Raw genomic sequence first — 20,121 nt, forward strand, 5'->3', positions numbered from 1 at the left:
TTTGTGACCCAGCCCCCGGTTCCCGCCATCCGCCGGCTGACGCTGACGGAGTTCCGCAGTTATCGCTCGATGCGCCTCGAGACAGGGGCCACGCTTGTGGCGCTTGTGGGCGCCAACGGGGCGGGGAAGACGAACGTCCTCGAAGCCATCTCGCTGCTGAACCCGGGCCGGGGCCTGCGCGGCGTCACGTTTGACGAACTGGCCCGACAGGGTGGCTCCGGCTCCTGGGCCATCGCGGCTGAGATCGAGGCGGCGCACGGGCCCGTTTTGCTGGGCACAGCCTGGAGCGGGCAGGCCGGGGGCGGGGGCGGCGACGGCGGCGGCCGGCAGGTGGTGATCGACGGCGCGTCGCAGAAGGGCTTGGGCGCCCTGGGGGAGCATATGCGCCTTCTCTGGCTCACCCCGGCGCAGGACCGGTTGTTTGCCGGCCCCGGCGCCGACCGCAGGCGCTTCCTCGACCGCATGGTGACGGCCTTCGACCCGGAGCACGGGGCCCGCATCAGCCTGTTCGAGAAGGTGATGCGGGAGCGCAACCTGCTGCTGGAAGAGACCCGGCCGGACGGGGCCTGGCTGGCAAGCCTCGAGACCCAGATGGCGGAAGCCGCAGTGGCGATCTCGGCCGCCAGGCTGGTTGGATTGGAGGCGCTCCAGACCCACATAGGGGAAGGCCGGGACACCAGCTCCTTCCCATGGGCGGAGGTGGCCGTCCGGGGCGAGATCGAGGCCCTCGTGGCGGCGAAACCTGCCGTGCAAGTCGAGGACGAATATCGTAGGATTTTACGCGATTCGCGCAGCCCCGACCGGGCGGCGGGGCGCACGCTCCGAGGTCCGCACCGGAGCGATCTGGAGGTGGTTCACGGACCGAAGCGGATGGCGGCGGCGCGGTGCTCCACGGGCGAGCAGAAGGCGCTGCTGATCGGCCTCGTGCTGGCCCAGGCGCGGGCGGTGCAGGCCGGCATCGGCGCGCCGCCGGTGCTGTTGCTCGACGAGGTGGCGGCCCACCTCGACCGGGTGCGGCGCAAGAGTTTGCTGGAGGCTCTGGCGGCCCTCGGGTCACAGAGCTGGATGACGGGAACAGATGCCCAGCTGTTCGAGGCGATTGGTGAGGCGGGTGCGATCTTCCATGTGGAGGACGGGCATGTCTCGAAGGCGATGGAAAACTGATGTCAGACGTTGAGAACACCGGAAACGGCAATGGCGCCTATGACGCGGAGTCGATCAAGGTCCTCAAGGGCCTCGATGCCGTGCGCAAGCGCCCCGGCATGTATATCGGCGACACGGATGATGGCTCTGGCCTCCATCACATGGTCTACGAGGTCGTCGATAATGCGATCGACGAGGCGCTTGCCGGCCACGCGACGCGCGTCAGCGTCACCCTCAACGCCGATGGCTCCTGCACGGTCACCGACAATGGCCGCGGCATTCCCACCGACATCCACAAGGGCGAGGGCGTCTCGGCCGCCGAAGTCATCATGACTCAGCTGCACGCGGGCGGCAAGTTCGACCAGAATTCCTACAAGGTGTCGGGCGGCCTGCACGGCGTCGGCGTCTCGGTCGTCAACGCGCTGTCGGCGAAGCTCAAGCTCACCGTCTTCCGCGACGGCAAGGAGCATTTCATGAGCTTCACCCACGGCGAGCCCGATGCGCCGCTGAAGGTGGTGGGCGATGCGCCGGACAGGCGGGGCACGGAAGTGACCTTCCTGCCGTCCTCCGAAACCTTCACCAAAACCGAGTTCGACTTCGGCACGCTGGAGCACCGCCTGCGCGAGCTGGCCTTCCTGAACTCCGGTGTGCGCATCGTGCTGACCGACAGGCGCGGCGTTGAGGACAAGGCGGTGGAGCTGTTCTACGAGGGCGGCATCGGGGCCTTCGTGCGCTATCTCGACCGCACCAAGCAGGCTGTCCTCGCCGAACCCATCATGATCCATGGCGAGCGCGACGGCATCACGGTCGATTGCGCGCTGTGGTGGAACGACAGCTATCACGAGAATGTGCTGTGCTTCACCAACAACATTCCGCAGCGCGATGGCGGAACCCATCTCGCCGGATTCCGCGGCGCGCTGACGCGCGTGGTCAACAATTATGCCAATGACAGCGGCATCGCCAGGAAGGAGAAGGTGCAGCTGACGGGCGACGACGCGCGCGAGGCGCTGACCTGCGTGCTCTCCGTCAAGGCGCCGGACCCCAAGTTCTCCTCCCAGACCAAGGACAAGCTGGTCTCCTCCGAAGTCCGCCCGGTGGTGGAGAATCTGGTCAACGAGCAGCTTGGCGCCTGGTTCGAGGAGCACCCCTCCGAAGCCCGCGCCATCGTCTCCAAGGTGGTCGAGGCCGCGGCCGCGCGCGAGGCTGCCCGCAAGGCGCGCGAATTGACACGGCGCAAGGGCGCGCTCGACATTTCCTCGCTTCCCGGCAAGCTCGCCGACTGCCAGGAGCGCGATCCCGCCAAGTCCGAACTGTTCATCGTCGAGGGCGACTCGGCGGGCGGCTCCGCCAAGCAGGCGCGCCACCGCGAGAACCAGGCGGTGCTGCCGCTCCGCGGCAAAATCCTCAATGTCGAGCGCGCCCGCTTCGACAAGATGCTGGGCTCGGCTGAAATCGGCACGCTGATCACGGCCCTGGGTGCCGGCATCGGCCGCGAGGAATTCAACGCCGACAAGCTGCGCTACCACAAGATCATCATCATGACGGACGCCGACGTCGACGGCGCCCATATCCGCACGCTGCTCCTGACCTTCTTCTACCGGCAGATGCCGGAGGTGATCGAGCGCGGGCATCTCTTTATCGCCCAGCCGCCGCTCTACAAGGTGAAGCGCGGATCCTCCGAGCAATATCTCAAGGACTCGAAGGCGCTGGAGGATTACCTCATCGACACCGGCCTCGAGAATACGGCGCTGGTGCTGGCCGGCGGCACGGAGCGGGCGGGCCGGGACCTGCGCGCCATCGTCGAGGAGGCGCTCTCGGTGCGCGCCGCCCTCGATGCGCTGCACTCGCGGTATCCGCGCCCGCTGATCGAGCAGGCGGCGATTGCCGGCGTGCTGAGCCCGGAGGTGCTGTCGAGCGCCGGGCGCGCGGCGGAAGCCGCAGCCGATATCGCGCGCCGCCTCGACGCGATCGCCGACGAGACGGAGCGCGGCTGGGCGGGAGAACCCACGGGCGACGGCGGCCTGAGCTTCACCCGCGAGGTGCGCGGCGTGAAGGAGGCATGGATGCTCGACGGCAAGCTGATCGGCTCGGCGGACGCGTTGCGCCTCGACCGGAAGTCGGCGCATCTGCGGGAAATCTACGAAAAGCCCGCCAGGCTCCGCCGCAAGGATGGGGAGACCGTCATCCACGGCCCCACCTCGCTGCTCGAGGCGGTCTTCGCCTTCGGCCGCAAGGGCATCACCATGCAGCGTTACAAGGGTCTTGGCGAAATGAACCCCGAGCAGCTGTGGGAAACCACGCTGGATCCGAATGTCCGCACGCTCCTGCGCGTTAAGGTCTCCGAGCTCGACGAGGCGGACGACATCTTCACCAAGCTGATGGGCGACGTGGTGGAGCCGCGCCGCGACTTCATCCGCGAAAATGCGCTGAGTGTGGCGAATCTCGACGTCTGATCCCGCCTTTAACGCGCTGTTTAGAGCTGCTGCATTAATGTGAGATTGTGCGGAATGCGGGCTATCACGGCCCGCCGGCATGACGCCACCCACGAATACCGCCGCAACTCCGTTCACCAAAACACTGTGCAAGGTTCGCGCAGGGTTGCCGCGGCAATGTCTCCAGTCGGATCGTGAGGTTAGTGGGGGCGCGCCGCGCCGCCCAGCGGGGACCCATCCATGTCGATCGTTACGTCGCTTACCACCAGGCAGATTGCGACCCTGAGCACCACCGCCATCCGGGCGCTGTCGACGACCGACGTGCAGGCGCTCTCCACCACGCAGGTGGGCGCGCTGACGGCCTCGCAGATCAATGCGATGGAGACGACCGACCTCACGACGCTCAGCACCGCGCAGGTGCAGGCGATCTCCACCACCGCCATCAAATCGCTCATCGCGGCCACCATCACCAATCTGGCGGATACGCAGGCGGCGGCCCTCACCACGGGGCAGATCGGCCTGCTGCAGGCCTATGCCGTGGAAGCGCTCGAATCGACCGACGTGCAGGCCTGGTCCACCACCCAGCTCGGCGCTCTCACCTCCCGCCAGTTTGCCGGTCTCACCACCACGGCGCTCGCCGAATTCACCGACACGCAGCTCGGCCAGCTCACCTCCACCCAGCTGCGCGGCCTGACCACGAGCCAGATCAACCTTCTCGCCACCGCCCAGCTCAACGCCCTCAACATCGCCGATCTGTCGGCCACCCAGGTGCGCGGCATGACCTCGACGGCGGTCGCGGCGCTCTCCACCACGCAGGCGCAATCGCTCACCACCTCGCAGATTGCCGTGCTTTCCGCCGCCGGCGTCGAGGCCCTCGATTCGACGGAGATCCAGGGCTGGTCGACCACCCAGCTCGGCGCGCTCACCTCCCAGCAGCTGGGCGGGCTTTCCACCACCGCCATCGCCGACTTCTCGGACACCCAGATCGGCCTGCTGAATTCCACCCAGCTGCGCGGCCTCACCACGCAGCAGCTCAACAATCTCGGAACCACGCAGCTTAACGCCATCGACGTCACCAGCCTGACGGCGACGCAGATCCGCGGCATGAACGCCACGGCCATCGATGCGCTTTCCACCACCCAGGCCCAGTCGCTCACCACCACGCAGATCGGCGCCATCTCGGTGACCGGCCTCGACGCGCTCACCTCCACCGAAATCCAGGGCTGGTCGACGACGCAGCTCAACGCCGTCTCCTCGCAGCAGCTGGCGGGCCTCACCACCACCGCGCTCGCCGATTTCTCCGACACGCAGCTGGGCCAGCTGACCGGCACGCAGGTCAAGGGCCTGACCTCCACCCAGCTCAACAACCTGGGCGCCACCCAGCTCAATGCGCTGAACGTCGCCGATCTCTCGGTGTCGCAGATCCGCAACATGAACGCGACCGCCATCGGCTCGCTGTCCAGCACGCAGGCCCAGGCGCTCGGCACGCAGCAGATCGCCGCGCTGAGCGCCGGCGGCCTCGGCGCGCTCGCCTCGACCGATATCCAGGCCTGGTCCACGACGCAGCTCGGCGCCATCACCTCGCAGCAGCTCGCGGGCCTCGGCACAACCGACATCGCGGACTTCTCGGACACGCAGATCGGCCAGCTTTCCTCCACCCAGGTCCGCGGCCTGACGTCCACGCAGCTCAATAACCTCGGCGCCGCCCAGCTCAATGCGCTGAACGTCACCAGCCTCTCGGCGGCGCAGGTGACGGGCCTCTCCACCACCGCCATCGGCAATCTCACCTCGACCCAGGCGCAGGGCTTCACCGTGACGCAAGTCGCGGCGCTGACCGCCACGGGACTGGGCAGCATCGCGAGCACCGACCTGCAGGCCTGGAGCACCACGCAGCTCGGCGCCATCACCACCCGCCAGGTGTCGCAGCTCACGACGACGGCGATCGCCAGCTTCTCCGATACGCAGCTGGGTCAGCTCACCTCGACGCAGGTGCGCGGACTTACCTCTTCCCAGATCAACACGCTCGGCACCACCCAGCTCAACGCCCTGAACGTGGCCGATCTCTCGACGGCGCAGGTGCGCGGCATGTCCTCCACCGCCCTCGATGCCTTGTCCACCACCCAGGCCCAGTCGCTGACCACCGCGCAGATCGCGGTACTCAACGCCACCGGCCTCTCCGCCCTGAGCTCGACGGAGCTTCAGGGCTGGTCGACGACGCAGCTCGGCGCCCTCACCTCGCAGCAGTTCGTCGGCATCGCGGCAACCGAGCTCCAGGATTTCTCCACCACCCAGCTCGGCAGCCTCACCTCCTCCCAGCTCCGCGGCCTCAACGCCACGCAGCTGAGCGGCCTCGACACGGCCTATCTGCGGGCCCTCGACGTCACCACGCTCTCGACCCAGCAGGTGGCGGGGCTCACCACCACGGCGGTGGGCAACCTCTCCAGCACCCAGGTGCAGGCGATGCTCACCGGCCAGATCGGGGCGCTCACGGCGGGCGGTCTCTCGGCCCTGGTCTCCACCGATATCCAGGCGTGGAACACCACGCAGCTCGGCGCGGTGACGGCGACCCAACTCGGCGGGCTGACCACCACGGAAATCTCCGACTTCTCCGACACCCAGATCGGGCTTCTCTCCACCACCCAGCTGCGCGGCTTCACCACGGGCCAGCTGAACAACATGAGCTCCACGCAGATCGGCGTGCTCACGGCGTCCTCGCTCTCGACGGCGCAGATCGCGGGCCTGACCTCGACCGCGCTCGACAACTTCACGACGACGCAGATCGGCACGCTCGATGCCGGCCAGTTCCGCGCCATCGCGCCCACGGCGCTCGACGGCCTCGACATCGCGGTGTTCCAGGGCCTCACCTCCACCCAGGCCGGTGCGCTCACCTCCGCGCAGGTCGCGGCGCTCAGCACCACCAACTTCGCGGCGCTCAACGAAACGACGGGCCTGCCGTCGCTCGCCACCACGGCCATCGCCGGCATCACGACCGGCCAGATCGCCGCCTTGTCCACCACCCAGGCCAATGCCTTCACCTCAACCCAGATCGGGCTGATGAGCTCCGACCAGCTCACCGCCCTGATCATCGCCTCCAACAGCTAACCGGGAGACCTGAGAGCCTTGTCATCCGCCATCGCCGCGCTGTTTCGTGACGCCGACATCCTCGAAGCCACGGAGGGCGCGGCGGCGGCCGCGGAACTCTACAGGCGGTGGGTGGCGCTCAACCCGGATGACCCGCATATCGCGCCCGCGCTGTTCAACATGGCCGTCGTGGCCCAGCGCAGCGGCGACCCCTATGACGCCATCAACGCGCTGCGCGCCGCGCTGAGGATCGACCCGGACTTCCACCCGCCCTACATCAATCTGGGCCGCGCGCTGGAGGATCTGGGTCAGACGGGCGATGCCGTCACGCAGTGGCTGGCCTTCGTCAACCGTCTGCCCGCCGTCAACGGCCCCACGCTCCGCCACAAGCTGATCGCGCTGCACCAGCTGGGCCGCGTTCTCGAAGCCAACCATGCCGATGCTCCGGCGGAGGATGCGCTCCGCCAGGCCATCGATCTGTCGCCCGAAAATCCGCAGGCGGTGCAGCACTGGATCGCGCTCCGCCAGAGGCAATGCAAGTGGCCGGTGGTGCAGGGCTGGGACGGTGTCGATGCGAAGCGCCTCTTCGCCAATATCTCGCCGCTGTCGGCGGCGGTGATGTTCGACGACCCGCTGTTCCAGCTCGCCCGCAATGCCGGCTATGCCCGCCAGTCCATCGCCCGGCCGCCGCATGTCCACGATCACGCGGGCCGCCCCGCCGAGCGGCCGGCCCGGCTCAAGATCGGCTATGTGTCCTCCGACCTCCGCGAGCATGCGGTGGGCTTCGGCCTCGCCGAGGCGATGGAACTGCACAGCCGCGGCCGCTTCGACATCCATGCCTATTACTGCGGCATCCCGCGCGAGGATGCCACACGCGCCCGCATCCGCGCCGCGGTGGAGCACTGGACGGACATCACGGGTGTTTCGGACGATGCGGCGGCGGCGCGGATTGCGGCCGATGGCATCGACATTCTTGTCGACGTCAACGGCTACACGCGCGATGCCCGCACCGCGGTCTTCGCGCGGCGTCCCGCGCCCATCGCCGCCAACTGGTTCGGCTTTCCGGGCAGCATGGGCACGCCCTATCATCACTATGTCATCGCCGACGCCAATGTCGTCCCCGAGGGCAGCGAGATTTACTTTGCCGAGCGGGTGCTGCGTCTTCCCTGCTACCAGCCCAACGACCGCAAGCGCCCCATCGCGGCGGAACCGCCGCAGCGCGGTGCTGAAGGCCTGCCGGAGCAGGGCTTCGTCTTCTGCTGCCTCAACGGCACGCAGAAGATCACGCCGCAGATCTTCGGCGCCTGGATGAAAATCCTCGCCGCGGTGGAGGGCAGTGTGCTGTGGCTGCTCGATTCCGCCGCCGACGCCAATGCGCGGCTGCGCGCCATGGCGGCGGCAACCGGCATCGCGCCGGAGCGGCTGTGCTTCGCGCCAAAGCGCCCCAATCCGCGGCATCTGGCGCGCTATGCGCTGGCCGATCTTTTCCTCGACACCTTCCCCTATGGCGCCCACACCACCGCGTCCGACTCAATGTGGATGGGAACGCCCGTGCTGACGCTGGAGGGCCGGGGCTTCGCGGCCCGCGTCTGCGCCGGGCTGGTGAAATCCGCCGGCATGCCGGACCTCGTCTGCACCAGCCTCGAGGACTACGTCTCGCGCGCCATCGCCATCGCCCAGGCGCCGGGGGCTGCGGCGGACCTGCGCCGCCGGCTGCGCGCCAACCGCGAACACGCCGCGCTGTTCGACACGCCGCAACTGGTGAAGAGCCTCGAAGCCCTCTACGACCGCATGTGGGAGGAGTTCCGCATGGGCGACCTGCCGACGCCGAACCTCGTCAATCTTCCGGTCTATGAGGAGATCGGCCTCGGCCTCATCGAGTCCCGCCAGGGCGACAGCGTGCCGCCGGAACTCTATGCCGCCGAACTTGCCCGCTGGATGGTGCATGAGCCGCTCATTGCCGACGGGCGGCTCCTGAAACCCGCCGCGGTCGGGGCGCCCTCGCTGAGGCGCGCAGCGGCATAACGGCCCCGCCGCGCTTCGGCCTGAAGAAGCGGCCATGTTGCGCCAGAGCAGGTTTCGGTTCAGTGGAATCGAAACCTGCTCTGTTTATTTATTTGGTCGCATTTTCGACGGTCAACAGGTGTCCACTTGACCTGAAAATGCTTTAATGTCCGCCAAGGTCGATTTATGGGGGAGAAGATGGGGATTGAACTGCCGGCGGCCACGCTGGAAAACTGGCGTGAGCACCCCCACAGCATCTGGGGCTTCACCCATGTCGACAGCCTGATCCCCACCGCTCCCATTCCCACCGCGCCGCCGCCCGGCACGCTGCGGCCGGGAAAACCCCTCGACCTTGCGCGCCTTGCCATCGTCTGGGGCGGCGGCCGCCGCAGCGCCGAGGCGGCGCTGGAGGAAACCCACACCGATGGGTTCATGGTGCTGAAGGACGGCGAGGTGGCCGCCGAGCGCCTGATCAACCAGACGGCAACGGACCGCCACATCGTCTTCTCGGTCAGCAAGTCGATCACCGCCGCGCTTGCGGGCATCCTCGTCACGGAAGGCAAGCTCGATCCGGACGCTCCCGTGTCGCGCTACGTGCCGGAGGTCGAAGGCTCGGCCTATGCCGATGCGACCCTGCGCCATGTGCTCGATATGTCGGTCAGCATCCGCTTTGTCGAGGACTATCTCGATCCTTTGGGCGATGTGGCGCGCTACCGCGCCGCCATGGGCTGGAATCCGCCGGGCGCCATCGCCAGCGCCGATGGCATCAATGCCTTCATCACCAGCCTGCCCAAGGCCGATCATCCGCATGGCCGAAGCTTCCGCTATGTCTCGCCCAACACCGACCTCCTCGGCTGGATCATCGAGCGCGCCGCGGGCGAAAACTACGCCAGCCTGCTGTCACGCCTTATCTGGCAGCCCATGCACATGGCGCGGGACGCCTTCATCACCATTGACCGGCACGGCGCGCCGCGCGCCGCCGGGGGTCTCTGCATCAGTCTCGGCGACATGGCGCGTTTCGGCGAGATGATGCGCCTCAAGGGCCGCTTCAACGGCCAGCGCATCGTGCCGGAGGAATGGATCAACGACATCCTCCACAACGGCGACCATGCCCAGTGGTCGCGCGGCGAGATGGTGAACCTCTTCCCCGATGGCCGCTACCGCTCCAAGTGGTATGTGCCGGAGCCGTCGTCTCGCGTGCTCTGCGCCATCGGCATCCACGGCCAGTGGATCTACATCGACTATGATGCCGGCATGGTGGCGGTGAAGCAGTCCTCCCAGCCCATCCCCGCCGACGGGGCGCTGGACAATCTCACTTATGCGATGTTCCAGGCCATTGCTGACGAGCTGAGATGAGCCCGGAGCGCGACGGGGCCTGGCGGCGCGAGGCGGTGCTCGGCAACTATGCCGAGCGGCCCTTTCGCACACCGCCCGCCCGGCCCAGCATCTGGAGCTATTGCGATCGGCTCTCCTATGCGCCGGGCGAGGTGGTGAAGGTCAGCGTCTGCACCAATGCGCCGCGCTACGACGTCGAGGTCATCCGCGATGGGCTGACACCGGTCACGGTCTTCGCGCGCGGCGGCCTCAAGGGCGAATGGCGCGGCACGCCGGATGATTGCTCCGTCACCGGCTGCGGCTGGCCCGTCTCCCTGGGGATTCCCGTGCCGCCGGACTGGCCGTCGGGCGGCTACATCCTGCGCAGCCGCGGCGGCGGCGACATGCACGAGCATCTCTTCATCGTCCGCCCGCGTCCTGGCGCCGACAAGCGCGGCCGCCTGCTGCTCATCGCCGCCACCGCCACATGGACCGCCTATAATGACTGGGGCGGCTCCAATCATTATCAGGGCTGTTGCGGCCCCAATGGCGACCGCTTCTCGCCCGTGCTCAGCACGCTGCGCCCGCTGGCCAGGGGCTTTGTCTCCTTGCCGCCCGATGCGCCGCGCGCCGTGCTGCTGGAGGATCCGCCGATCAACTCGGAGCCGCGCTACCCGCATATGGAATGGGCCTATGCCAATGGCTATTCCAAGAAATACATGTCCTCCGGCTGGGCCAGCTTCGAGCGCCACTTCGTCACCTGGGCCGGGGCCGAGGGCTATGCGCTTGACATCATCAGCCAGACCGACCTGCACTACCGCCCGGACCTGATCGAGGGCTATGCCTGCATCGCCCTCGTCGGCCATGACGAATACTGGTCCTGGGAGATGCGCGATGCCATCGATGCTTACGTTGAGGGGGGCGGCCGCATCGCCCGCTTCGCCGGCAATTTCATGTGGCAGATCCGGCTCTCGGACGAAGGCCGCACCCAGACCTGCTACAAATACATTGCGCGGGACGAAGACCCATTCATGCGGGAGGGCCCGCGTGAGCGCGTGACCGAATCCTGGGAAGCGCCCGGGATCGGCCGCCCCGGTTCCGCCAGCTTCGGCCTCAACGCCACGCACGGGCTTTATGCCAGCTGGTCGGGCTGCTCCCCGCGCGGCGCCAAGGGCTTTCCTGTCTACCGGCCGGAGCACTGGGCCTTCGCCAAAACCGGCCTCTATTATGGCGATATACTGGGCGGCGCGTCGCGCATTTTCGGATATGAGGTGGATGGCCTTCCCTATGAGATCCGCGGCGGACTGCCATATGTGGCCGACCCGTCGCTCGCGCCGCAAGGCATCGAGATTCTCGCGCTGGGCATCGCCTCCACCATCGAGGAGGGGTCAACCATCCTGCCGGGCCGGAGCTTCCTTGGCGCCGAGGACGGCGAATATGTCGCCTCGGTCCTCACCGGCCGCAAGGACAGGGCGGCGGTCGAGCAGACCAAGCGCGGCTGCGGCATGATCGTGAACTTCCCCAAGGGCCGGGGCGAGGTCTTCCACGCCGGCTCCAGCGACTGGATCATGGGCCTCACCCGCAAGGATGCGATCGTCGCGCAGGTCACCCGCAACGTGCTCGACCGCTATCTGGGACGCGCTTAAGCAGCGCCAGAGCATGATCCGCAAAAGTGGAACCCACTTTTGCGGAACTTGCGCTAAGCCGGCTGCCGGACAGCGCGTTCCAGGCTGCGGGGGATGGAGCGGGCGATGGGAATCGAACCCACGACATGCAGCTTGGGAAGCTGCCGTTCTACCACTGAACTACGCCCGCAACGGTTGAGAGATTAGTGGAGCGGCGAAGGGGCGGCAAGGGGGTGTGCGAGGCGCGTGGCGAAGGCTGCGGAATGGAAAGCCGGGGCGCCAAAACGCCTTGCCCGGTCTCGTATCCTACAGCATGTTCCGATCAATGGAATGTATCGCAAAACCGGTTCCACTTTTGCGGATCATACTCTAGGCAAAGCGCAGGAATGCAATTGCGATCGATGACGTTATGATGACCGCAAAGGTCATTGTCATGCCCGACACGCGAAAGCGAAAATTCTCCCGCTGCCGTGAGATGCCCCAGGCATGGATGAGCCGCCCGGCAAGAAGCATCAGAAAGAGTCCGTGAAGAAGAAATTCGTTGCCGCCGGACTGCTCGAGGATCAGGAGCAAGAGAAGCGCAAGTGGAACATACTCCGAGAAGTTCGCGTGGACGCGCATCGCACGCTCGACGGCCTTGTTGCCCGCCGTGCCCAGCCCAACCTTCTCCTGTCTGCGGGTCCGGATCACGGTGACTGACAGGATCACATAGAAGATTGCAAAGATGGGTGCGTAAATGGAGATGACTGAGTTCATTTGATTTCAGCTTGACCGGGTTGCCAGCGCATTCACGTGAATGCGCATCCGATCGATGTCTGACCGAACTTTATGGCGGTCATTGGCGCATGTTCCGGTCAAGTGGACACCGGTTCATCGTCGAAAATGCTGTAGTGGAGCTTTGGCGGGCCCGCAAGGGGGCACCCTGCCCGCGGCAACAATGCAGACGCCCGCCCCCTTATCCTGAACCATTCCGGACGCCGCAAGGCCACGCGACCGCAGCCTGGATCGGCGACCGTATCGCGAGCCGGTATGCGGCCTCCGGCTGTTTCAGTCGCAATAGCCTTGCGCAGCATAGCTCGGCCCGCCCGGTCCCGGCGCACTGCACAGCGATTGCAGCAGCGCGCCGATGTTGCCCCCGCCATAGCCGCCATAGTTGTTGCTGGGAAACTCTTTGTTCTGGGCGAACTGCGAGGAGTAATTGTCCTTGATCGCGTTGGGATCCGCCGATCCCCAGGAGGTGACGCCGATCACAACGTTCAGGGCGGAGGCGGTGCCCGGCACCGCACCCCCGAGAAGGTTGGCGGCCCTATAGCCGAAATTCACCACCCACGGACCGCCGCTGGAGCCGCCGGTGAAGTTGTTGCCCTGCCACATCTGCAGCGCGCCGCGAACCGTGGTGAGGAATGTGGGGCCATCCGCCCGCTGCATGATGAGGCCCCCGTCCATGAGGCCCGGGTAGCCCAGCGTGGTGACGGCGGCGGTCCACAGGCTCTTCGTTTTGGCCGAGCGCGTGAAGGAATAATTGTTCCAGCCATAAGTCATCCAGCCCACCACATCGCCGATGAAAAGATCGCCACTCTTGCTGACGATGAACACTGCAAGGTCATTGTTGCGGGCAGCCCCCACGCCGGTGTCACGCCCGTTGAGCCATGTCGCGGGAACGGCGACGCGCTCGGTGGTCCAGGCGCCGAAGGGTTGCTGCTGCGCCAGCGTCGATCCGGCGGGGCCATAGAAGCCGGGGCGGAAGGTCCAGCCGGAGAACAGCGCATTGGAGCCGAAGTCGGCGGCGCAATGCGCCGCCGTCACCATCACGCTGCGCTTGATCAGGCTGGCCGAGCAATGAGCCTGGCCGCCATCATACTGAAACACCAGCCGCCCGATGGTGCGATAGGGATAGGTGGTGCTCAGCCGGTTATCCGCGGTGGCGCTGCTCGCCGGTGGCCCGTCCTGCACCCGCACCGAGGTATAGGGAATACCGAAGCTGCCGAAGGCCCGGGCGCTGGCCTGAGCCTTTCCGCCGCGCGACCAGCCGCTCTGCCGCGGGTCGGCGGCGGTGACGGGCGTCACCGCCGCGTCCGCCGGGCTGGCCAGCCGGTTGCGCATCGGCGATGCGGCGGCAGGCAGGGGCGGGTGGCTCGGCGTCTGCCGCACCACCACGTTGCCATCGGCCAGGGCCTCCGCCGCAGGCAGCAGGGCAGCCAGCCCCATGATCATTGCAAGTCCGGTCACGCCACGTGGTGTCATCTTCGCCTTCCCTTGGGATATGGAGGATGGAGCGCACAGCACACTGCATCCAGGGTGAAAACACCCGGCGTTATATGCATAAAATGGGACCTGAAACAACCCCCAATCCGACAATTGCATGGCCGCGATGTGGGCGCTGTCCGTGCAATTGAAATCCGTTCCGCTCCGGCGGCTGCGCCCGTGTCATCTCCGGCCGACGGGGATCAGCGCCGCTCCGGATCGAAGGCCTTGAAGTGCTTCGACAGTTTCAGGCCCTGGCGCTGGTAGTTGGAGCCGATGCCCTGGCCATAGACGCGTTCGGGCGCCTGCGTCAGCGGCTCATAGACCAGCCGCCCGATGATCTGCCCGTCCTCGAGGATGAACGGCACCTCGTGGCTTCTCACTTCAAGAACCGCGCGCGCCCCTTCTCCGTGGCCTGACGAATGGCCGAAGCCGGGGTCGAAGAAGCCGGCGTAATGCACGCGGAACTCGCCCACCAGCGGGTTGAACGGCGTCATCTCCGCGGCATAGGCGGGCGGCACGCGCACCGCCTCCTTCGACGCGAGGATATAGAACTGGTCAGGGTCGAGCACGAGAGACCCGCGCGGCCAGATCGGCTCCCAGTAATCCAGCACCTCGAGCGCGGCCTTGCGGTCGATGTCGATGAGGCCCGCATGGCGCTTGGCGCGGAAGCCCACAGGTCCGTCCGCCCCCAGCGTCGAGAGATCGACGGAGAGGGCAAGCCCGTTGTCGATGTTCGCCTCGCCGGACGAGATCAGCCCCTCGCGCGCATGGAGATCGCGGATCAGCGCGTCGGTGGCGAGCGATGCGCCCCGGCGGAAGCGGATTTGCGACAGGCGTGAGCCCTCGCGCACCAGAATGGGGAAGGTGCGGGGCGAAATCTCGGCAAACAGCGGGCCTTCATAGCCCTCCGGCGCCTTGTCGAACTCCCGCGCATAATCCGTGATGACGCGCGTGAAAATGTCGAGGCGGCCGGTGGAGCTCTTGGGATTCGCCGCGGCGGCAACACCGCCCGGCAGCTTGAGGCTCTCCTGCAGCGGCACGATATAGACGCAGCCCGTCTCCAGCACGGCCCCATCGGCCAGCGGCACGCGGTGCAGCGCCAGTTCCCTCACCCGCTGGTCCACGGTTGCGCGCGGGCCGGGCAGAAACGATGCGCGCACGCGGTAGGCCCACGGCCCCAGTCTCAGGTCCAGGCTGGCGGGCTGGATCTGGTCCGCATCAGGCGGCCGGGCAAGTCTGATCTGGCCGTCCTCGCAATAGCGGGCAATGGCTCGGGCGGGCAGGATGCCGCAGGCTTCGGAACGGGTTGCCATCTCCATCACATGGCGGAAGTGTTGCGGGCTTGGCAAGTGTCTTCGCTGTGGAAAACCCCGCCACATGGGTTAAACTGGCGCCATGTATGAGCGCATCACCCGCGGCGTCAAAGTCATTGTCCGCCCCAAATATCTCGACGGCCAGTCGAAGCCGGAGGAGGGCCATTTCGTCTGGGCCTATTCCGTCACCATCGAAAATCACGGGCGCGAGACGGTGACGCTGCGCACCCGCTACTGGAAGATCACCGATGCGCTGGGCCATGTGCAGGAGGTGCGCGGTGCCGGCGTGGTCGGCGAGCAGCCCACGCTGAAGCCGGGCGACAGCTACAGCTACACCTCGGGATGCCCGCTGAAGACGTCCTCCGGCTTCATGGCCGGCGCCTATCAGATGCAGCTTCCCTCCGGCGAGTTCATCAATGTCGAAATCCCCGCCTTCTCGCTCGACAGCCCGCACGAAAAACACCCCATCAACTGAGCGAGATCATGACAGGCACCCGCTATTCGGCCGAGGAGATGCTGGCCCGCCTCATCGCCTTCGACACGACGAGCCGTGACGGCAACATCCCCCTGATCGAATTCGTCGAGAACTATCTCGACGGCTGGCGCGTCCCGCATTTCCGCGTCGATTACGAGGCCGGCAGGAAGACCAATCTCTTCGCCACCATCGGTCCGGCCATTGCGGGCGGCATCGTGCTCTCGGGCCACACCGACGTGGTGCCGGTCGATGGCCAGCCCTGGACGTCTGACCCCTTCGAACTCACGCAACGCGATCAGCGTCTCTTCGGCCGCGGCGCCTGCGACATGAAGGGCTTCCTCGCCGTTTGCCTCGCGCAAGTTCCGAATTTCCTCGCGGCAGGTCTGAAGTCGCCGATCCATCTCGCGCTCTCCTGCGACGAGGAGGTTGGCTGCAAGGGTGTCCGCCCGCTCGTCGCCCATATGCGCGACAATCTGCCAAAGCCGCGCGCGGTGATCGTCGGCGAGCCCACCTCCATGCAGGTGGTCAATGCCCACAAGTCGGCCGTCACCTTCTCCACCGAGGTCACCGGCCATGAGGCCCATTCCAGCCTCACCCACCATGGCGTCAACGCCATTCTTGTGGCGGGCGAACTGCTCTCCGAGATCGGCCGCATCCGCGAGCGCCTGATCGAGGTTGGGGACCCCACCCGCCGCTTCGATCCGCCCTATTCCACGATCCATGTCGGCGTCATCGCGGGCGGCACGGCAAAGAACATCATTCCGCGCAAATGTTCCTTCCAGTGGGAGACGCGGCTCCTGCCCACCGCGGACGCCGATTACGTGCCGCACCGCTTCGAAAGCTTCGCGCGCAAGCTGGAACCGGCGATGAAGGCCGTGGCGCCTGAAACCGGCATCGCCACGCAGGCCGTCAACAGCGTGCCCGGCCTGGCACCCGAGAAGGACAGTCCGGCGGAGACTCTCGCCCTCCATCTGGCCGGGGCGAATTCCGCCCATGCGGTCAGCTACTGCACGGAAGCCGGCCTCTTTCAGCAAATCGGCATCCCGGCCGTCATCTGCGGCCCGGGCTCCATCGAACAGGCCCACAAACCCGACGAGTGGATCGACGTGTCCGAACTCAGGAAGTGCGAGGCCTTCATGGGAAAACTTGTGTCCCAGCTGTCCTGACACCCTGCCGAGAACCCATCCGATCAGCCATGCGAGAAACATCGTCATGGCGGGAGATATAGCACGCTTAGGAATTAAAGTCAAGGAAAAATTTCCTTAAACTTTCATTCCTCCGAGTGAACCCCCGCCTCTCCCGGCTCGTCACCCCGGCGAAAGCCGGGGCCCAGCTTTCGCAGGGATTACGGTTCAAGAGGGGCTCACTGCAGCAGCCGCGGGATTTCCTCGCTGAACTCCTTCTCGAACACCTTGGCGTCGCCCTCATAGGCCTCGATTTTGCCCCACACGATCCAGTGCCGCTCGGTGGCCGTCAGCCGACCGAAGGTTTCGGTGCGGATCGACCAGTCGCCGCGCCGCCGCGTCTCCGTCCAATGCGTTTCCATCCGTGCAGAGAGCGGGTCGTCCGGCATGATCGAATAGCTCTCGCGGCCAACCCCGCCGATCACCAGGCCATGCGGGTGCAGCTCCTGTTCGCCGAAGTCGTCCACGATCTCGATCCGGAGTTCGCCGGTCCCGGGGTCCGTCACCGTCTCGCGCTTGTGCGAGGCGGGCGCGATCTCGGTCTGGTCCGCCGGCGGCGCGGCCTCCGGTTCCTGCCAGCTCACCGCCTGCTCGCCCGCCACGTCCTTCCTCAGCGGCAAATGCAGCTGCGATTTCCCCGCATAGACGGTGAGGGTGACGGGCTCGGGTGCGGGCCACATCATGGGGAAATAGCAGGTCGAGATCGCGACGCGCAGCTTGTGGCCCCTGGGCACGCGCATGGCGATGTCGTCCAGCTTGATCTTCATGCGGTAGTGCTTGCCGGGCTCGAGCGGCATGGGGTTCTCGCGGCTGTCGCGCATGCACAGGTTCTGCAGGTGGTAGGTGATGCGCGACACCTCGCCCGAAGGCCACACGTTGTTCAGGCGAACGGCAATATGCGCCACCGGCCTGTCGGCGGAGAATTCGATCTCCACCGCCGGCTGGCCCACGATGTCGATGTCGGTGACGAGAGGCGGCGTGTCGAAGGTGATCGACTGCGCATCGTCGCGCCGCTGGTCGCCGGGAAATTCAGGGCCGAGCCAGATGATGCAGTATTCCCCGCCGTCCGCGCCCGTGGTCTGCTTCGAGCAGACGGTGAGCGGCGTTTCCGCGCCCGCGGTGGGCCCGATGCCGCCGGAGTTGAGCCACCATTTCTTGATCTCGATATGCCCGAAGCCCCAGAAGCTGTCGCCGATCCAGCGGCCCCCGATCTTCTCCGGAAAGGCGCCGGGTTTCCACGGCTCCATCACATAATAGCGGTAATCCGGATCGCGCGAAATGTGGGTGGCGGCGCCCTTCAGCCACTGGTCCCACCAGCGAAGACATTCCTGCAGGAAGCCGATCCGCGGTTCGGGCACGGCGAAATGCGGGTATTTGTGCGCCCAGGGTCCGATGATCGCCTTCCGTGTGGTGCGCAGGCCCTTCATCAGCCGGGGCACGGCGTTGGAATAGGCGTCGTTCCAGCCCCCCACCACCAGCGTGGGCGCCTCGATCGCGGCATAGTCCTCGCAGACGGAGCCGTGCTTCCAGTATGCGTCGCGGTGCGGATGGGAGAGCCAGGGAATGACGAGGAAGGGCTCGTTCTCCAGCCGCTCCATCCACATCCCGCGCCAGCGCTCGCCCACGATCATCGGGTCCGGCGGGCGGGAGGAATAGGCCAGCATGGTGGCGGCCCAGCCCAGCATCTCGTTCAGCACCGTGCCGCCCTTGTAATGGACGTCGTCCTCATAGCGGTCGTCGGTCGAACAGATGGTGACGATGGCCTTCAGGGCGGGGGGCTTCAGCGCGGCCACCTGCAGCGCGTTGAAACCGCCCCAGGAAATGCCGAACATGCCGACCTTGCCATTGCACCAGGGCTGGTGGGAGAGCCAGCCGATCACCTCGACCGCGTCGTTCTGCTCCTGCTCGGCATATTCGTCGAGCATCAGCCCGTCCGAGTCGCCGTTGCCCCGCATGTCGACGCGGACGCAGACATAGCCGTGGCCGGCGAAATAGGGGTGCGTCAGCGCATCGCGCACATGGGTGCCGTCACGCTTGCGGTAGGGCAGGTATTCGAGCAGCGCGGGCAAAGGCGTCTCCTCCGCACCCTCCGGCATCCACACCCGCGCGGCGAGCTTCGTGCCATCGGAGAGCGGGATCCACAGGTTCTCGATTGCCGTCACCCGGCAGGGAAGGTCGGTACGCGTCGCGATGGTCATTCAGGTCCTCTCGGGGGGAAGGCGACCGCGATGCGCGAGGCTGGCGCAGGCGAGCGCGATGGCTTCGAAACCGGCGCGCGCCGGAGCGCTCATGCTCCGTGCACGGAGAAAAGCGTGGACGAGCAGCGGTTCCTCCCGCACATCCGCATGGACCCCAGCCGCGCGCAAGGCCGCCGCATAGTCGAAGCAGTCGTCATGCAGCGGATCGAGCGCCGCGGCTACGAGGAAGGCCGGCGCCAGCCCGCGGTAGTCGGTCTCGCGCAGGGGCTCGGCGAATTTCGATCCGCCGCCCCGGTAGGTGTCGCGGTAATACCGGACGTCGGCGGTGGAAAGCCCCGGCGCATTGGCCTGGCTGACGTAGGAGCCCTTGCTCATGTCGCCGCCGAGGCCTGGGTAGATCAGCACCTGGCCCTTGAGCCGCGGCGCCTGCTCGTCACGCGCCTTGAGGGCCAGCGCCGCGGCAAGATTGCCCCCCGCGGAGTCGCCGCCCACGATGATCTCCGCATGGGCGCGGGCCAAGGCCTTCAGCGCCGCCCAGCAGTCATCGAAGGCGGCGGGGAAGGGGTGCTCCGGGGCGAGGCGATAATCCACCGCCACCACGTCGATCCGCGCGGCGGCGCAAAGCTCGGCGCAGATGTCGTCATGGCTGTCGAGCCCGCCCACCACGAAGCCGCCGCCATGGAGGTAAAGCAGCAGCGGCGCATCGGTGGTACCATCGAGCCGGTAGTGTCGGCAGGCAACGCCGCCATAGCGCCGGTCTTCCGCCGTCACGCCCGGCGGGCGCGGCTGTCTGAAATGGGCGCAGTAACGGTCATAGAAGGCGCGTTGCTCCGCCATGGTGAAGCGCGCCGCATCGGGCGGATAGAAGCACTCGCCGGCGATCAGGAAATCGCGGATGCCGGGGTCTTCCAGCCAGGCATATTTCTGTTCGGTCGCGTCCAAGATGTTTCGCTGTGTGGCGCCCGGCGCGGGTGCGGGCCTCCGGCCACGTTACAAGCTCGCCCATCGAAAGCAAGATGAACGGGCGCGGGATGGGTGACGGGCTCCGTTGGAGCGCGGGGAAGCCCTGCAGGCCAGGCGGATTTCCTTCCGCCCCGGGCCGCCC

The 20,121-nt window shown here is 66.6% G+C and carries 13 protein-coding genes and 1 tRNA gene; 8 read left to right on the top strand and 6 right to left on the bottom strand.

The features are described 5' to 3' along the window. Nucleotides 1-3: 3 nt before the first annotated feature. The 6 genes from recF to IOC69_RS00160 all read left to right on the top strand — a co-directional run bounded on the left by recF (nucleotide 4) and on the right by IOC69_RS00160 (nucleotide 11,620). Nucleotides 4-1,164, top strand: a complete 1,161-nt coding sequence (gene recF, locus IOC69_RS00135; protein WP_290541496.1) for a DNA replication/repair protein RecF — start codon at nucleotides 4-6, stop codon at nucleotides 1,162-1,164. Beyond that, entirely contained in the window at nucleotides 1,164-3,596 is a 2,433-nt protein-coding gene (gene gyrB, locus IOC69_RS00140) for a DNA topoisomerase (ATP-hydrolyzing) subunit B (protein WP_290541497.1), read from the top strand. The genes recF and gyrB overlap by 1 nt, the downstream gene beginning before the upstream one ends. Nucleotides 3,597-3,815: 219 nt before the next feature. Then, on the top strand, nucleotides 3,816-6,677 hold the full coding sequence (locus IOC69_RS00145) for a hypothetical protein (RefSeq protein ID WP_290541498.1): 2,862 nt from the start codon (nucleotides 3,816-3,818) through the stop codon (nucleotides 6,675-6,677). 18 nt (nucleotides 6,678-6,695) lie between these two features. Further along, nucleotides 6,696-8,681 carry a glycosyl transferase gene (locus IOC69_RS00150; RefSeq protein ID WP_290541499.1) on the top strand — a complete coding sequence of 662 codons (1,986 nt, stop codon included), beginning with the start codon at nucleotides 6,696-6,698 and terminating at the stop codon, nucleotides 8,679-8,681. Nucleotides 8,682-8,858: 177 nt separating this feature from the next. Beyond that, nucleotides 8,859-10,016, top strand: a complete 1,158-nt coding sequence (locus tag IOC69_RS00155) for a serine hydrolase (protein ID WP_290541500.1) — start codon at nucleotides 8,859-8,861, stop codon at nucleotides 10,014-10,016. Further along, nucleotides 10,013-11,620: a N,N-dimethylformamidase beta subunit family domain-containing protein gene (locus tag IOC69_RS00160; RefSeq protein ID WP_290541501.1), complete on the top strand. Its 1,608-nt coding sequence runs from the start codon at nucleotides 10,013-10,015 to the stop codon at nucleotides 11,618-11,620. The genes IOC69_RS00155 and IOC69_RS00160 overlap by 4 nt, the downstream gene beginning before the upstream one ends. Before the next feature lie 94 nt (nucleotides 11,621-11,714). On the opposite strand, the gene IOC69_RS00165 is transcribed toward IOC69_RS00160, so the two are convergent. The 4 genes from IOC69_RS00165 to IOC69_RS00180 form a co-directional block, all read right to left on the bottom strand. After that, nucleotides 11,715-11,789 (bottom strand) — tRNA-Gly (locus IOC69_RS00165). Between the two features lie 179 nt (nucleotides 11,790-11,968). Next, nucleotides 11,969-12,355 carry an MAPEG family protein gene (locus tag IOC69_RS00170; protein WP_290541502.1) on the bottom strand — a complete coding sequence of 129 codons (387 nt, stop codon included), beginning with the start codon at nucleotides 12,353-12,355 and terminating at the stop codon, nucleotides 11,969-11,971. Nucleotides 12,356-12,646: 291 nt separating this feature from the next. Continuing rightward, nucleotides 12,647-13,828, bottom strand: a complete 1,182-nt coding sequence (locus IOC69_RS00175; RefSeq protein ID WP_290541503.1) for a hypothetical protein — start codon at nucleotides 13,826-13,828, stop codon at nucleotides 12,647-12,649. 218 nt (nucleotides 13,829-14,046) lie between these two features. Then, a complete protein-coding gene (locus IOC69_RS00180; protein WP_290541504.1) occupies nucleotides 14,047-15,159 on the bottom strand; it encodes a 2'-deoxycytidine 5'-triphosphate deaminase in 1,113 nt (370 codons plus the stop codon). 82 nt (nucleotides 15,160-15,241) lie between these two features. Between IOC69_RS00180 and apaG the strand changes: the two genes are divergently transcribed. Then, nucleotides 15,242-15,634, top strand: a complete 393-nt coding sequence (gene apaG, locus IOC69_RS00185) for a Co2+/Mg2+ efflux protein ApaG (RefSeq protein ID WP_290541505.1) — start codon at nucleotides 15,242-15,244, stop codon at nucleotides 15,632-15,634. An 8-nt stretch (nucleotides 15,635-15,642) separates the two neighbouring features. Next, nucleotides 15,643-16,800, top strand: a complete 1,158-nt coding sequence (argE, locus tag IOC69_RS00190) for an acetylornithine deacetylase (protein WP_290541506.1) — start codon at nucleotides 15,643-15,645, stop codon at nucleotides 16,798-16,800. 197 nt (nucleotides 16,801-16,997) lie between these two features. Here argE and IOC69_RS00195 read toward each other — a convergent pair whose 3' ends face one another. Both IOC69_RS00195 and IOC69_RS00200 read right to left on the bottom strand, forming a co-directional pair. Then, nucleotides 16,998-19,016: a CocE/NonD family hydrolase gene (locus IOC69_RS00195; protein ID WP_290541507.1), complete on the bottom strand. Its 2,019-nt coding sequence runs from the start codon at nucleotides 19,014-19,016 to the stop codon at nucleotides 16,998-17,000. Continuing rightward, the gene (locus tag IOC69_RS00200) at nucleotides 19,017-19,958 is read right to left on the bottom strand and encodes an alpha/beta hydrolase (RefSeq protein WP_290541508.1); all 942 of its coding nucleotides are present in this window, start codon (nucleotides 19,956-19,958) and stop codon (nucleotides 19,017-19,019) included. Nucleotides 19,959-20,121: the final 163 nt, after the last annotated feature.

Source organism: Aestuariivirga sp., from assembly GCF_020252405.1.
Taxonomy (GTDB): Bacteria; Pseudomonadota; Alphaproteobacteria; order Rhizobiales; family Aestuariivirgaceae; genus Aestuariivirga.

Excerpts from the sequence above, each read along its gene's own strand:
- gyrB (WP_290541497.1), top strand. The coding sequence starts at position 1,164 with ATGTCAGACGTTGAGAACACCGGAAACGGCAATGGCGCCTATGACGCG.
- IOC69_RS00145 (WP_290541498.1), top strand. The coding sequence starts at position 3,816 with ATGTCGATCGTTACGTCGCTTACCACCAGGCAGATTGCGACCCTGAGC.
- IOC69_RS00155 (WP_290541500.1), top strand. The coding sequence starts at position 8,859 with ATGGGGATTGAACTGCCGGCGGCCACGCTGGAAAACTGGCGTGAGCAC.
- IOC69_RS00160 (WP_290541501.1), top strand. The coding sequence starts at position 10,013 with ATGAGCCCGGAGCGCGACGGGGCCTGGCGGCGCGAGGCGGTGCTCGGC.
- IOC69_RS00170 (WP_290541502.1), bottom strand. The coding sequence starts at position 12,355 with ATGAACTCAGTCATCTCCATTTACGCACCCATCTTTGCAATCTTCTAT.
- IOC69_RS00180 (WP_290541504.1), bottom strand. The coding sequence starts at position 15,159 with ATGGCAACCCGTTCCGAAGCCTGCGGCATCCTGCCCGCCCGAGCCATT.
- apaG (WP_290541505.1), top strand. The coding sequence starts at position 15,242 with ATGTATGAGCGCATCACCCGCGGCGTCAAAGTCATTGTCCGCCCCAAA.
- argE (WP_290541506.1), top strand. The coding sequence starts at position 15,643 with ATGACAGGCACCCGCTATTCGGCCGAGGAGATGCTGGCCCGCCTCATC.
- IOC69_RS00195 (WP_290541507.1), bottom strand. The coding sequence starts at position 19,016 with ATGACCATCGCGACGCGTACCGACCTTCCCTGCCGGGTGACGGCAATC.